The following is a 13,319-nucleotide window of genomic DNA, read 5'->3' on the forward strand; positions in this document are numbered from 1 at the left end:
CCCGGCGCTTGCGTAAACTTGCGGTTTTGTCAGCTGACAGGCTGGCACGGACCGGCCGACGGAGTAGGATGCAAGCGTTGGAGAACCGATCATGTCCACACTGCAAACCCTGCAAGTCTTTCAAGCCCTCAACAGCTCGCCCAATGCTCGCCTGGAGCACAGCGCCGAGCTCGGGGACGGCTTGGCGGCCGCTTTGTGGAGCAATCACCACGACGCCCGGGACTACGAGGCGCCAACGCACCATACGCTGTCGTGCTACATCGCTGGCGGCACCGGTACGTTTCGCCGCGAGCGGCCCGACACTACTGGGGCACCGGACAAACTCTGCATCCTGCCGGCCGGGCATGAATCAGCCTGGGTCATCAACGGCGATATTCGCCTCGCCCACCTGTATTTCAGTGCGGAACAATTTGCCCTTGGTTGCGTCACGCTGCTGGACCGCGAGCCCCGGCAGGTGCAACTGCACGAGGAAACCTTCCTCGACGACCCGCGACAGGCACAGCGTTTTCGCCAGTTGATCGCACTGAACTGGGACGAACCCGGTGAACGCCTGCTGACCACCAGCCTGGCCCATGAATTGCTCAATCACCTGCTGCTCAGCCAGGTGGGCCAGCGCCAGGGACTTCGCCTCAAAGGCGGCCTGGCCGCTCATCAACGGCGGTTGCTGGTGGATTACGTCGACAGCCACTTGGCCGATGCCATCAGCCTCGGCCAATTGGCGGCGCTGTGTGCGTTGTCCGAATACCACTTCGCGCGGATGTTCCGCGAAAGCTTCGGGCTGCCGCCTCATCAATATGTGCTGGCCAGACGCTTGACCTGCGCGCGGCATTTGCTGCGCACCACCTCACAACCGCTGGGCGACGTGGCGCTGGCCTGCGGATTTGCCAGCGCCAGCCACTTCACCAATCGATTCCGTCAGGCCCTGGGCGCGACGCCTGGGGAGTATCGGCAGGCGTTCTTGCGCTAGCGCCGGCTATTGCCATCGCGAGCAAGCTCGCTCCCACAGGAGAAGGTGATCAATGCAGGAGTGGAAACCGATAAAAACAAAACGGGCCTGCGATTGCAGGCCCGTTTTCAGTCGCAAGTGAAATGAACGAGGTTTCAGCCGTGAAGCGCGGCCCGTTCGTTTTCCAGGAATTCCTCTTCCAGCATCGCATCGGCCAAGGCTACGGATTCGCTCGGCTCATCAATGACGGCGCGCTTGCCGCGCAGTTTGCCGAACAAATGCTCCAGGGCATTTTCAAGTTTGGTGGCCGCGCCTTCGATCGCCAGTTCCAGCGATTCGGCCTTGTGCGTCACGGAAATCGGCTGATGGCCCTTCGGCCGTGCTTCAAGCTGGCAACGCAGATCATGGGGACCAGGCTTATCGCCGTTCTCGTCCCGCAGATGAACCTCGACCCGTGTCAGGTCCTCTTCATAACGTTCGAGCGTGCTTTCGATGGTAGTACGTACCCACTCCTCCAGTCGGATGCTGCTTTGAATATGGTTATCGCTGTTGACTTGGATTTGCATAGTTCATCCCTTATTTCAGCTAGCTCGCCGGGGGCCGTCGACGTTGATGCAACGGCCCCTTGAATACAGAGTCGGGCTGGCGGAAGAACAATTCAACCCCTAAAAAAAGATAAATATTCATATGCAAATAAAGCCAGACAACAGGCAAAAGCGCTGTTAATGTCGGGAGTTACCCCTGCCCTGCCTACCCACCGCAAATCGCCTCCCCTCCTGCACCGTCAGCGAACATCCGCGCGTTATTGCCCCGAAACGGGCAGCGGCCACAGCCGCATTCCAGAGCGTTTGGCGCCCAGGCGCCGTGATCATTGTCCGACAGTTTTTCCGGCATGCCACTTGCTAACTCCCTGTAGGAGCTGCCGCAGGCTGCGATCTTTTGATCTTGGGCCTACCTGGCCCCCGGAATCTTGAGATGAACACGATCATGGAATGGCCGATGGTCCGGTGTTGCGAACTAATCCCGATCATGGCCGGTCAACAACTGCACGTTCAATCAGGCGGTGACGCATCATGGACAACCCTTTTCAGATCATTACCGACGCCTTTGCGCCGCATTATCAAATCAACCTGAGCATTCAGGGCCTGGACGGCAGCATCATGCTGACCCTGTCCAAGAGCGGGCGCATCGTTGCCAAACGCATGATCAGCGCGCAGCAGCGCAACGACCCGGAGCGGCTCAAGCGCCTGGTGCAAAGCATTCAGTTCGGCATCGCCATCGAGCAGGGCCACAGCGCCGTGGCCATCCTCGAAGCCATGACCGGCGGTGACAGCATCAAGCTGCCACCACCGCACGCACAGGGGCCGGCGCCCTCTGCCGCCGGGATCTAGATTTCTCCTTTCTCCACCTCGGCATGCTCGCTGGAACCCGCGCCGACCTTGCGGTGCGGGTGCTCGATCTTCACCGAGGGGAACTGCGACGAAGCGTAGCGCACCACCAGGATCGAAAACGCCAGCAGCAGGATGCCACCGCACAAGTAGATGATCCCCAGGTCTGGCGGGCTGTGGTGGGAAACGTTGGAAATCAGCAGCCGCGTCAGCGCCGTGATCGCCACGTAGATCAGAAACCGCACCGGCATGTGGTTGGTCTTGAAGTAGATCCCGACCATCGCCCCCAATTCCAGATAGATGAACAGCAGCAGGATGTCATCGATCTTGATGTGTCCTGCTTCGATCATCTGCAAGAATTCCATCACCGCCGCCCACGCGGTCACCGCACCAATGGCGAACAGCGCCAGGTAGTGGAAGGTCTCGACGAACAGGTTTCCCAGGGACTCGGCCAGTTGATGGACGTTCTGGCGCAGGTTCTCGGCCCAGTTGATTTTCACGATGTAGTTTCCTTAGGTCGACTCGACCGGATGATGCGGATTGGACGTGACGGTTGTTCTGCATGCAGAAAAAAGGCCAGCGACTGAGGGTGAGATGGCGATAGGCTGGTATCCGGCACTTTTGTGATCGTCATGCGGCCTTATCGCGAGCAAGCTTTGCTCCCACACAAGCTTTCACTCCCACAAGCTTTGCTCTCACATGCAGAAACCGGTCTACATTAAAAAGCCACTATCCAAAGCAACAGGATTCGCTTATCCTTTTGCCTGTATATAAATACAGTAGTCACAAAGACAACCAATGTGAAGGCATGTGAGGTGGTGAATGGCCGTCGAAGTGGTATACCGCAGCAGCCGAGATCTGGAGCGCTTGTTCATGGATAAAGCCGAAGCTGACCGTCATGACAAAATGCTGGAACTCGCCGAATTACTGGCAGAGGTGTTGCAAAAAGCCGTTCCATCGCTGAGCGAGCAACAGGTCGAAGAAGCCGGGATCTACATGGCGAAGAATCGCGATGTGTTCGCCAAGGCATTCAAGAGCCAGCCGGACGCCTTGTCAGAACTGCTCAATCCGTCGGACGAATGACCAAAAAAGATCGCAGCCTTCGGCAGCGCCTACACCGCGTAGGAGCTGCCGAAGGCTGCGATCTTTTTCAATAATAACGGCGCGGGTCTGAATCGATCAGGCTGGCCAGCTTGGTCAGGGCGAAACGCAATTCGTCCTGGCTGGTGGGGGACATCAACACCAGCCGTACACAGCGGGTGGTCCCTGAGCGCTCAGCCTGGAACTGGGTACCGCTGAGGACCAATACGCCGTTGGCCCGGGCGAGCATGGTGAACTCGTCGCTGGTCCATGGCTCCGGCAGCGTCAACCAGACGTGATAGGAATATGGCTGGGTCTTGAGTTCGAAATTGGCAAAGATTTCCCGGGCGATCGCTTGTCGCCCCGCCGCCTCGTTGCGCTGGATACGGACCAGTTTTTTGTCCAGCCCTTCGGTGATCACATTGCTGGCCAGTTGCGCGGTCAACGGCGATGGCATCCAGACGCTACTGCGCACCATCGAGGTCAAGCGTGACAGCAATTTCGGCGGGCTATAGAGATAGCCGATGCGAAGCGCCGGCATGATCGACTTCGACAAGCTGGTCAGGTACACCGAACGCTCCGGCGCAAATGCCGCCAGCGGCTTGATCGAAGGATCGGTGGCAAGGAAGCCGTAAATGTCATCGTCCAGGATGATGAAGTCGAACTCTTCGGCCAGTGCCGCAATTTGGGCCCGACGCTTCTGCGACATGATCGCTGCCGTCGGGTTCTGGCAGGTCGCCACGCAGACCAGCATCGCCGGTTTCTCTCGCAGGCACAGCTCACGCAGTGCTTCGGGAATGATGCCTTCATCGTCCATTGGCACGCCACGCAGGCGGCGCTCAAGGCCATGGGCCAGGGAAATGATGCCGGGGTAGCAAAGCGCTTCGCAGAGCACCAGGTCACCGGCGTTGGTCAGGGCGCTCATCGCCACCATCAAGCCATGCTGGGCACCGGCCGTGATCACCACTTGCTGCCATTGCGCGTCGGGCAACGAATGACGCAACCATTGCGCCCCCGCCTCGCGATGCGCCGGGTGACCGCCATCCGGCGCGTAATCCAGTGCGCGCGCGAAATCAGTGCTCTTGGCCATGCCCACCAGCGCATCGCGCAACCAGTACTCCAAGGTTTCACTGGACGGCTTGATGATGGAGAGGTCGAGTAATTCGGCCTGCCCCAGATTCAGCGGCGCAACGCCGGTGCTCGCCGGCGATTCCAGCGACTTCTGGCCGAGTACATAAGTGCCACGCCCCACCTCCCCTTGCACCAGCCGGCGCCGATGGGCCTCGCTATAGGCCCGGCTGATGGTACCGGGGGTGACATTCAGGGTGGTGGCCAGCTCGCGCAGAGTCGGCAAGCGATCACCTTCGTTCAACACGCCATTGCTGATATCGCGCGCCAACGCATCGGCAATCGACAAATACATCGGCTGGTTGGACTCGCTTAGCTGGGGAACCCACATGAATGATCGCTGCCATCGTAGAAATGATGAATATCCGAGCATATCACATGGAGGTAAAACCCCTGACAAATCGACAGAACCTAAAAATTGAGTCGATTGAGTCGATACACAAATCAGTAACCCCGCCTGATACAAATTATAGAAAAAATTATATCTATATAAATCAATCAATTAATCAGAAATAAACGGTAAAACAAGTAAAACAAATCACCCCTCAATTGAATCAACTCAATTCTTTCAAATACACTGATAAAGAATCGAACCAATCGACTCAATTCTCCCCTGATCACCGCGCGACCTGCCGCGCCCAGTCGAGGCATCATGGACACACTCAGAAAGGATCTATCCCTGTCGGCGATCATCGCGGGCTTCATCGCCGTGATCATTTCCTACGCCGGCCCGCTCATCATCGTGTTCCAGGCTGCCAAGGAAGCGCACCTGCCCAACGACGTGGTGTCTTCATGGATCTGGGCCATTTCCATTGGCAGCGGGATTACCGGCCTGTTCCTGAGCTGGCGCCTGCGTGTTCCGGTCATCACCGCGTGGTCGACACCGGGGGCAGCGTTACTGGTGTCGATGCTGCCCACCGTGACCCTGCCCCAGGCCATCGGTGCCTATGTGGTAGCGTCGGTGATCATCGCGCTGGTCGGCCTGTCCGGTGCGTTCGACAAACTGATGAGCCGCCTGCCCAAGGCCATTGCCGCCGCCATGCTCGCCGGTATCCTGTTCCGCTTCGGCGCCGAGCTGTTCACCTCGATCAAACTGCAGCCGGCGCTGGTGTTGGCGATGATCGCGGCGTACCTGATCTTCAAGCGTTTTTCGCCACGCTACGCGATCCTGTCGGTGCTGATCGTCGGTTGCGCGGTAGCCGCGTCCTTCGGTGAACTCAACAGCACCTCGATCACCATCGCCGTGGCCCAACCGGTCTTCATCGCTCCTGAATGGAACTGGCATGCAATCATCAACATCGGCCTGCCACTGGCGCTGGTGACCTTGACCGGCCAGTACGTGCCAGGCATGGCGGTGTTGCGCACCTCGGGCTACAACACGCCAGCACGCTCGATCATTTCGGTCACGGCGATTGGCTCGATCCTGATGGCCCCGTTCGGTTCCCATGGTTTGAACCTGGCGGCCATTACCGCAGCGATCTGCACTGGCCGCGAAGCCCACGAAGACCGCGACAAACGCTACATGGCCGGGATCGCCTGCGGGGTGTTCTACATTCTGATGGGTACCTTTGGCGCCACCCTGGCCTCGGTGTTCTCTGCACTGCCGAAAGAATTGATCGCCTCCCTCGCCGGCCTCGCCTTGTTTGGCGCGATCAGTGCCGGGCTGACCGGCGCCATGGCTGACGAGAAACAACGCGAAGCGGCACTGATCACCTTCCTGGTGACGGCTTCGGGCATGAGTTACCTCGGCCTGGCCGCCGCGTTCTGGGGCTTGATATTCGGCCTAGTGGCGCACTTCGTGCTGACCTACACCCGCGAACGCAAAGCCGTCGTTATCGCCGAGGGCAGCCGACCATGACCGCTCGATGCAACCAATCGAACGCCGGCCATCCACCAGCCTGACCGACTCGACTGAAGCCAGCCACGGGTGTTGCCGCACTACGTGATTGCGCCACTGGCCGAAGCACTTACCCAAGGAATCACACCATGAGCCTGCACAATTTCGACCCCGCCATTGCCCGCCTGATCGACCGCGAGCGCAACCGCCAGGAAACCCACCTGGAACTGATCGCTTCGGAAAACTATGTCAGCGAGGAAGTGCTCCAGGCCCAGGGGTCCGTGCTCACCAACAAGTACGCCGAAGGCTATCCGGGCAAGCGTTACTACGGCGGCTGCAAGGTCGTCGATGAAATCGAGAACCTGGCCATCGAACGCGCTCGCAAGTTGTTCAATTGCGAATACGTCAACGTGCAGCCGCACTCCGGCTCCCAGGCCAACCAGGCGGTTTTCCTGGCGGTACTTGAGCCCGGCGACACCATCCTGGGTATGTCCCTGGCCCATGGCGGCCACCTGACCCACGGTGCCTCGGTGAATTTTTCCGGCAAGAACTACCGGGCATTTTCCTATGGCCTGGACACGGAAACCGAAACCCTCGATTACGAAGAAATGGAAGCCCTGGCCAGGGAACACCGGCCGAAGATGATCATCGCCGGGGCCTCGGCCTATTCGCGGACCATCGACTTCCAGCGCTTTCGCAAGATCTGCGATGAAGTCGGCGCCTACCTGATGGTGGACATGGCGCACTACGCCGGGTTGATCGCTGCGGGCGTGTACCCGTCGCCGGTTGGCATCGCCGACTTCATCACTTCCACCACCCACAAGACCTTGCGCGGCCCGCGCGGCGGTCTGATCCTGGCCAAGGCGCAATATGCCGCCCTGCTCGACAAGACGATTTTCCCGGTGTACCAGGGCGGCCCGCTGATGCACGTCATCGCTGCCAAGGCCGTGGCATTCAACGAAGCCTTGGGCGACGGGTTCAAGCATTACCAGCAGCGGGTGATCGACAACGCCCGCGTCATGGCCGACGTCCTGACCCGCCGCGGCTTGCGGGTGGTGTCCGGCGGTACCGATTGCCACATGTTCCTGCTCGATCTGCGCTCGATGAACATCACCGGCAAAGACGCCGAGGCGCTGCTGGAAAGTGCCCACATCACACTGAACAAAAACGCGATCCCCAACGATCCGCAGAAACCGGCGATCACCAGCGGCATTCGCATCGGCACGCCAGCACTGACCACCCGCGGCTTTGGCGAAGCGGAATGTGCCGAAGTGGCGAATTTGATCGCCGACCTGCTGGAACAGCCGGACAACGCAGCACGCCTGGATAACACCCGGCGCCGGGTGATGCATTTGTGCGAATGCTTTCCGGTGTATCTGCTGAGGTAATTGCATCTGTGGGAGCAAAGCTTGCTCGCGATGAGCGATGACTCGGTTAGCCTGAACAGTCGCGGCGCCTGCATCGCGGGCAAGCCTTGCTCCCACAGATAGGCTGCTTCACTGCTACCCATTACTTCCTTTTGATTTTCAGCGGTACAACAAACGCTCCGCCAGCTCATCGGCCACCCGGGCCGGTGAGCGCTTCTCTGCCTGGGCGTGGGCAAAGACTTCCGTGAGCCGGGCACCGATCTTCGACAAATGCGCGGTGATCGTCGACAGTTCTTCGCCGCGATGCTTCAGCGCGACGTAGATCAGGCCACCGGAGTTGATCACATAGTCCGGCGCATAGAGAATTCCACGCCTTTCCAACTGGTCGGCCACTTGCAGGTTGCTCAACTGATTATGGGCCGAGCCGGCAACGGCCGAGCAGCGCAGTTGTGCCACGCTTTGGCTGTTGAGCACCCCACCCAGGCCGCAAGGAGCAAGGATGTCGCAGGGTGTGCTGAGCAACGCGTCGTTGGCGATCGGATGGGCGCCCAGCTGCTCCATCGCCAATTGCACCTTGCCGGGGTCGATGTCGCTGACCAGCAACTCGGCACCGGCCGCGTGCAGTTGTTCGGCCAGGGCATAACCGACATTGCCCAAGCCCTGGATCGCCACCCGCAGGCTTTCAAGGTTATCGCTGCCCAGACGGGCCATGGCGGTGGCACGGATGCCGGCAAAGACCCCCATTGCCGCGTGCGGCGCGGGGTCTCCCGAGGCCGTGGTGCTGGTGACATGGCGAGTCTGCTGGGCGATGCAATCCATGTCGGCCACCGACGTGCCGCTGTCGATGGCCGTGATGTAGCGCCCGTCCAATTGCTCGATACAACGGCCGAAGGCTTCGAACAGCGCCGCCCGACTCTCGACATGGGCCGGACGCATGATCACCGCCACCCCGCCGCCCACGGGCAAGCCGGCCAGCGCCGCCTTGTAGCTCATGCCTTGGGCCAGGCGCACGGCATCGACCACGGCACTTTCGTCGTCGGGGTAGGCAAGGTAACGACAGCCTCCCAGGGCAGGCCCCGGACGACTGCAATGAATGGCAATCACCGCCTTCAACCCGGTTGCCGGGTCTACGCTTAGGTGCAGCGATTCAAGGCGGGAGCTTTGCATGAGAGCAAACATCGAAAGGCTCCCGAATCACTTTTGTTTGTTTCGCCAGTATAGGCGTGCAGTCGAAATTTGCTGGAGCACGCAGGAATAAGTCGCCTCGGTGGTCAGTCTTTTTCGGCATAACCTGTTACAGCCTCTGTCCGAGACTGGACGAAAATCCACGGCAGGGCTAAAACGGGAGCATAGCCCGGAGAGTTTGATGAAACCGCGCCAAGCCTTTTTTGATTGCCTGCACCGCTCGCCACCAGCGCTGTTCGAAGCGGCGCTGTGGATCGCTGCCGAACATGATCGCGAGGTCGAGGTACCGGCCTTGCTGAAGGATTTCAAGGAGCTGCAACAGCGGGTCAGCCATGGCCTGCCGATGTTGCCTGTCAGCGAACTGGGCCAGCCCTTGCTGCGACGGCTCAATGACTTGGGCTTCGCCCAGGACGACTTCACGCCTCTGCGACCACGAGCGGCGCTGCTGGACAAAGTCCTGGCACGCAAACGCGGGCAACCCCTGGCGCTCGGCCTGATTGCCCTGGAACTGGCCCGAGGCCTGGAAATTCCGATGGTCGGTGTCAATTTCCCCGGGCATTTCCTGTTGAAGGTGCCCGGCGCCGATCACCTGCTCGATCCGTGCGGTGGCCGCCGGTTGTACCCCAATGACTGCCGGGAACTGCTACAGCGCCAATACGGCGCGAACATGCAGCTCAAGGCTGAACACTTGGTCAACGCCGAGCCGATGCAGATGCTTCAGCGCCTGTCGCGCAACCTGCGTCAACTGCATCTGGCGAACGACGATTACATCGCGGCCTTGATCGACGCCGAACGGGTGCTGGAACTGGGCAACGCCAGCGCCGCCGACTACCTGGCCCGGGCCAGCCTGTATCAGCGACTCGATTGCCCCAACGCCGAACGCTTCGACCTGGAGCATGCCCTGATGCTCAGCGACGATCCGATCCAGCGCATCCGACTGACGGAGCGGCTGGGGCATTTGCCGCCGAATTCAGTTGTGCATTGAGCTGTCGTAAGGCTGCACATCGTTGTCGACGGTTGAATCGCCTTCGCGAGCAAGCTCGCTCCCACAGGGACAAGAGACGGGCCCTTATGGAGTATCCGGCTGCTTCGCCGGGTGCGCCTGTTGGAACGCCGCATGTCCAGCCGCCAACGCCGCAACACGACGGATCCGCGGATATGCCTGCAACGAAACATTGAACCGCTCGGCGGCGTACAACTGCGGGATCAAGTACACATCCGCCAGCCCCGGCGCTGCACCGAAGCAATAGCCGTCGTCGCCGATCAACTGCTCCACCGCCGCCAAGCCCTGGCTGATCCAGTGCCCGATCCACTCCGTCACCTGCGTTTCATCGTGGCCCCACTGCCGCAGTTTGTTGAGCACGCTGACGTTGTGCAGGGGGTGAATGTCGCAACCGATCAGCGCGGCGACGCCACGCTCATGGGCGCGCACCGTCAGGTCGGCGCTGAGCAGCGGCACCTGTGGATAACGTTCCTCCAGGTATTCGATGATGGCGGACGATTGCACCAGCAGCGCGCCCTCATCGGTACGCAACGCCGGCACCCGGCCCTGGGGATTGATCGCCAGATAGGCCGGCTGGCGATGCTCGCCCCCAGGCGCAGCGATCAGGTTGACGGGCAAGGCCTGGTAATCCAGACCCTTGAGCGCCAACGCAATGCGCACCCGATAGGACGAGGTGGAGCGGTAGTAGGTATAGAGTTCCATGCCCAGCCCCTCAACGCGCCGGCAGGATCTTGCCCCGGCACTCGCCGAAGCCGATGGACGCGAAACCCTCGCGGCGGCAACGGGCCCGCAAGATGATTTCGTCACCGTCCTCAAGGAATCGGCGCACTTCGCCAGACGCCAGTTCGATCGGTTTTTTACCGCCTTCGGTGATTTCCAGCAGACTGCCGAATTGATGGTTTTCAGGGCCCGACAGGGTGCCCGAGCCAAACAGGTCGCCGGCCTGCAACTGGCAACCGTTGACGCTGTGGTGCGCAACCATTTGCGCCACGGTCCAGTACATGTACTGGGTGTTGCTCAGGGTCAGGCGCTGGGCCGGCAGGTTTTGCTCGCCCATGGCCTCGGTCAGCAACAGGACTTCCAGCTCGATGTCGAAGGCACCGCCGGCCTGGTCACGCTTGTCCAGCAGATACGGCAGCGGTTGCGGATCGCCTTGCGGGCGTGCCGGTTGCGGGCGACGGAACGGTTCCAGGGCTTCAGCCGTCACCACCCATGGCGAAATACTGGTCAGGAAACTCTTCGACAGAAATGGTCCCAAGGGCTGGTATTCCCACGCCTGGATATCCCGGGCCGACCAGTCGTTGAGCAGGCAGAACCCGCCGATGTGCTCGGCGGCATCGCCGATGGGGATCGGTTCGCCCAGGGCATTGCCCTTGCCGATCCAGATGCCCAGCTCCAGCTCATAGTCCAGCCGCGCACACGGGCCGAAGGTCGGCTCGCTCTGGCCGGCCGGCAGGGTCTGGCCCTTGGGACGGCGCACGCCGGTGCCGGACGGGCGAATGGTCGAGGCGCGACCGTGGTAACCGATGGGGACGTATTTGTAGTTGGGCAGCAACGGATTGTCGGGGCGGAACAGCTTGCCGACATTCTGCGCGTGCTCGATACCGACGTAGAAGTCGGTGTAGTCGTTGATCCTGGCCGGCAAGTGCATCTGGCAGTCGGCAGCGAGGAGCAGCAATTTCGCGCCCTGGGCTTCGACCTTGCCCCTCAGGGGACTGTCCTCGCGCAGCAGTTCCAGCAGTCGTTCACGCAGGGCAACCCGGGCGCCTCGGCCCAGGTCGAAAAACCCATTCAACTGGCCGTCGGCCATGGCCTCGACAGCTTGGCGTGCCGCGCCGTCAAACAAGCCCGCGTGCAGCGCCGCCTGCAGATCGAAAATCCGCTCGCCAATCGCCACACCACTGCGCAGGGCTCCGCCATCGACACTGAAGATACCCAATGGCAGGTTCTGCAGCGGGAAGTCCGCATGGCCGTTGGCACAGGCGACCCAGCTACGGGCAGGGGAAAGTTGAGTCATGGGTTATCTCCGGGTCGGGTCGAACGTGACAGGCAGTGAGGCCCAACATGCATCGTAGTCGGTTTGCAGTTGCGGGCAGTCCAGGGCGAAACGGCTTGGACGCAGCACCTGGCTGGTCTCGAACATGAACGCCATGGTGTTGTCGATTTTCGCCGGCTGAAGATCGGCGTTGATCGCCTTGGTACAGGTCTCGCCGTCCGGGCCATGGGCACTCATGCAACTGTGCAAGGACGCGCCGCCCGGCAGGAAACCTTCGGCCTTGGCATCGTAGGCGCCCTGGATCAGGCCCATGAATTCGTTCATCAGGTTGCGGTGGAACCACGGTGGACGGAAGGTGTTCTCTGCCACCATCCAGCGTGGCGGGAAGATCACGAAATCGAGGTTGGCCAGGCCGTGGACGCTGGTGGGCGAGGTCAACACGGTGAAAATCGACGGGTCCGGGTGATCGAAGCTGACCGTGCCAATGGTGTTGAAGCGGCGCAGATCATATTTATACGGCACGTTGTTGCCGTGCCAGGCCACCACGTCGAGGGGCGAATGATCCAGCTCGCAACCCCACAACTCACCGAGGAATTTCTGCACCAGCGGGGTCGGTTGCGCGAGGTTCTCGTAATGGGCGACCGGCGTCAGGAAATCGCGCGGGTTCGCCAGGCCATTGCTGCCGATCGGCCCGAGGTCCGGCAGGCGCAGCGGCGCGCCATGGTTTTCGGCGAGGTAACCACGGGCCTGCGGGTCGAGCAGTTCAATGCGAAATTTCAGCCCCCGGGGCAGCACGACGATTTCCAGCGGTGCCAGTTCCAGCACGCCCAACTCGGTGGCGATCCGCAGCCGTCCCAGTTGCGGCACGATCAGCCATTCACCGTCGGCATTGAAAAATACCCGCTCCATGGAGCGGTTGGCCCGGTACTGATAAAGGCTGATGCCGGCCGGCTTGTCCGCACCGGCATTGGCCGCCATGCACACCAGCCCGTCGATGAAATCGGTGGGCTCGGCGGGAATCTCCAGCGGGTTCCAACGCAGGCGATTGGGCGTGACGTTGCCCAATGGGCCCCCCGCCAATTGCCGTTCGAGCTTGGTGAAGGCCGGGTGATTGGCCGACGGCCGGATGCGATACATCCAGGTACGCCGCGCTTCACTGCGAGCCATGGTGAACGCCGTGCCGGAGAACAACTCGGCATAGAGACCGTACGGGGCTTTCTGTGGCGAGTTCTGGCCGACGGGCAGTGCGCCGGGCAATGCCTCGCTGGCAAATTCGTTGCCCAAGCCTGATTGGTAAGCCAGGTCCGACGCTGGGGAATCGAGGTTCATGGAGCCTCCAGGAATGCGGCCCGTCACTCAACGGAGTGGTTGAGGCGCACCGGGTTATTT

13 protein-coding genes are annotated in these 13,319 nt (G+C 60.8%); 6 read left to right on the forward strand and 7 right to left on the reverse strand.

Annotated features, from left to right (window positions below):
• Positions 1 to 91 precede the first annotated feature (91 nt).
• A complete protein-coding gene (locus tag ASC85_RS24895) occupies positions 92 to 967 on the forward strand; it encodes a helix-turn-helix domain-containing protein (RefSeq protein ID WP_057451781.1) in 876 nt (291 codons plus the stop codon).
• Positions 968 to 1,101: 134 nt separating this feature from the next.
• On the opposite strand, the gene ASC85_RS24900 is transcribed toward ASC85_RS24895, so the two are convergent.
• Positions 1,102 to 1,512: an HPF/RaiA family ribosome-associated protein gene (locus tag ASC85_RS24900; protein ID WP_057451782.1), complete on the reverse strand. Its 411-nt coding sequence runs from the start codon at positions 1,510 to 1,512 to the stop codon at positions 1,102 to 1,104.
• Positions 1,513 to 2,019: 507 nt separating this feature from the next.
• Between ASC85_RS24900 and ASC85_RS24905 the strand changes: the two genes are divergently transcribed.
• Positions 2,020 to 2,337, forward strand: coding sequence for a DUF3509 domain-containing protein (locus ASC85_RS24905; RefSeq protein WP_003205408.1), 318 nt, complete (start codon positions 2,020 to 2,022; stop codon positions 2,335 to 2,337).
• Here the strand turns inward: ASC85_RS24905 and ASC85_RS24910 are convergent.
• Entirely contained in the window at positions 2,334 to 2,834 is a 501-nt protein-coding gene (locus ASC85_RS24910) for a phosphate-starvation-inducible protein PsiE (RefSeq protein ID WP_047699631.1), read from the reverse strand. The genes ASC85_RS24905 and ASC85_RS24910 overlap by 4 nt on opposite strands.
• Positions 2,835 to 3,156: 322 nt before the next feature.
• Between ASC85_RS24910 and ASC85_RS24915 the strand changes: the two genes are divergently transcribed.
• Positions 3,157 to 3,417: a YebG family protein gene (locus ASC85_RS24915; RefSeq protein WP_003205410.1), complete on the forward strand. Its 261-nt coding sequence runs from the start codon at positions 3,157 to 3,159 to the stop codon at positions 3,415 to 3,417.
• 67 nt (positions 3,418 to 3,484) lie between these two features.
• Here ASC85_RS24915 and ASC85_RS24920 read toward each other — a convergent pair whose 3' ends face one another.
• Positions 3,485 to 4,873: an aminotransferase-like domain-containing protein gene (locus tag ASC85_RS24920; RefSeq protein WP_057451783.1), complete on the reverse strand. Its 1,389-nt coding sequence runs from the start codon at positions 4,871 to 4,873 to the stop codon at positions 3,485 to 3,487.
• A 321-nt stretch (positions 4,874 to 5,194) separates the two neighbouring features.
• Here ASC85_RS24920 and ASC85_RS24925 point away from each other — a divergent pair, with 321 nt between their 5' ends.
• Complete coding sequence (locus ASC85_RS24925; RefSeq protein WP_057451784.1) at positions 5,195 to 6,400, forward strand: benzoate/H(+) symporter BenE family transporter; 1,206 nt, start codon at positions 5,195 to 5,197, stop codon at positions 6,398 to 6,400.
• Positions 6,401 to 6,528: 128 nt separating this feature from the next.
• Entirely contained in the window at positions 6,529 to 7,767 is a 1,239-nt protein-coding gene (gene glyA, locus ASC85_RS24930; RefSeq protein ID WP_057451785.1) for a serine hydroxymethyltransferase, read from the forward strand.
• A 138-nt stretch (positions 7,768 to 7,905) separates the two neighbouring features.
• Here glyA and ASC85_RS24935 read toward each other — a convergent pair whose 3' ends face one another.
• Positions 7,906 to 8,925 carry a Glu/Leu/Phe/Val dehydrogenase family protein gene (locus tag ASC85_RS24935; RefSeq protein WP_018604214.1) on the reverse strand — a complete coding sequence of 340 codons (1,020 nt, stop codon included), beginning with the start codon at positions 8,923 to 8,925 and terminating at the stop codon, positions 7,906 to 7,908.
• A 187-nt stretch (positions 8,926 to 9,112) separates the two neighbouring features.
• Here ASC85_RS24935 and ASC85_RS24940 point away from each other — a divergent pair, with 187 nt between their 5' ends.
• Entirely contained in the window at positions 9,113 to 9,916 is an 804-nt protein-coding gene (locus tag ASC85_RS24940) for a SirB1 family protein (RefSeq protein ID WP_057451786.1), read from the forward strand.
• Between the two features lie 84 nt (positions 9,917 to 10,000).
• On the opposite strand, the gene maiA is transcribed toward ASC85_RS24940, so the two are convergent.
• Genes maiA through hmgA form a run of 3 tightly spaced genes read right to left on the reverse strand, consistent with a single transcriptional unit; the run spans position 10,001 to position 13,259 of the window.
• A complete protein-coding gene (maiA, locus tag ASC85_RS24945; RefSeq protein ID WP_057451787.1) occupies positions 10,001 to 10,636 on the reverse strand; it encodes a maleylacetoacetate isomerase in 636 nt (211 codons plus the stop codon).
• A 10-nt stretch (positions 10,637 to 10,646) separates the two neighbouring features.
• A complete protein-coding gene (gene fahA / locus ASC85_RS24950) occupies positions 10,647 to 11,951 on the reverse strand; it encodes a fumarylacetoacetase (RefSeq protein WP_057451788.1) in 1,305 nt (434 codons plus the stop codon).
• A gap of 3 nt (positions 11,952 to 11,954) precedes the next feature.
• On the reverse strand, positions 11,955 to 13,259 hold the full coding sequence (gene hmgA / locus ASC85_RS24955) for a homogentisate 1,2-dioxygenase (RefSeq protein WP_057451789.1): 1,305 nt from the start codon (positions 13,257 to 13,259) through the stop codon (positions 11,955 to 11,957).
• Positions 13,260 to 13,319 lie beyond the last annotated feature (60 nt).

The sequence above is a fragment of the Pseudomonas sp. Root401 genome, from assembly GCF_001425105.1.
Taxonomy (GTDB): domain Bacteria; phylum Pseudomonadota; class Gammaproteobacteria; order Pseudomonadales; family Pseudomonadaceae; genus Aquipseudomonas; species Aquipseudomonas brassicacearum.

What these genes read in the sequence shown, in the direction of transcription:
- ASC85_RS24895 (WP_057451781.1), top strand. Translation starts at nt 92, where the DNA reads ATGTCCACACTGCAAACCCTGCAAGTCTTTCAAGCCCTCAACAGCTCG.
- ASC85_RS24900 (WP_057451782.1), bottom strand. Translation starts at nt 1,512, where the DNA reads ATGCAAATCCAAGTCAACAGCGATAACCATATTCAAAGCAGCATCCGA.
- ASC85_RS24905 (WP_003205408.1), top strand. Translation starts at nt 2,020, where the DNA reads ATGGACAACCCTTTTCAGATCATTACCGACGCCTTTGCGCCGCATTAT.
- ASC85_RS24915 (WP_003205410.1), top strand. Translation starts at nt 3,157, where the DNA reads ATGGCCGTCGAAGTGGTATACCGCAGCAGCCGAGATCTGGAGCGCTTG.
- ASC85_RS24920 (WP_057451783.1), bottom strand. Translation starts at nt 4,873, where the DNA reads ATGTGGGTTCCCCAGCTAAGCGAGTCCAACCAGCCGATGTATTTGTCG.
- ASC85_RS24925 (WP_057451784.1), top strand. Translation starts at nt 5,195, where the DNA reads ATGGACACACTCAGAAAGGATCTATCCCTGTCGGCGATCATCGCGGGC.
- glyA (WP_057451785.1), top strand. Translation starts at nt 6,529, where the DNA reads ATGAGCCTGCACAATTTCGACCCCGCCATTGCCCGCCTGATCGACCGC.
- ASC85_RS24935 (WP_018604214.1), bottom strand. Translation starts at nt 8,925, where the DNA reads ATGTTTGCTCTCATGCAAAGCTCCCGCCTTGAATCGCTGCACCTAAGC.
- ASC85_RS24940 (WP_057451786.1), top strand. Translation starts at nt 9,113, where the DNA reads ATGAAACCGCGCCAAGCCTTTTTTGATTGCCTGCACCGCTCGCCACCA.
- maiA (WP_057451787.1), bottom strand. Translation starts at nt 10,636, where the DNA reads ATGGAACTCTATACCTACTACCGCTCCACCTCGTCCTATCGGGTGCGC.
- fahA (WP_057451788.1), bottom strand. Translation starts at nt 11,951, where the DNA reads ATGACTCAACTTTCCCCTGCCCGTAGCTGGGTCGCCTGTGCCAACGGC.
- hmgA (WP_057451789.1), bottom strand. Translation starts at nt 13,259, where the DNA reads ATGAACCTCGATTCCCCAGCGTCGGACCTGGCTTACCAATCAGGCTTG.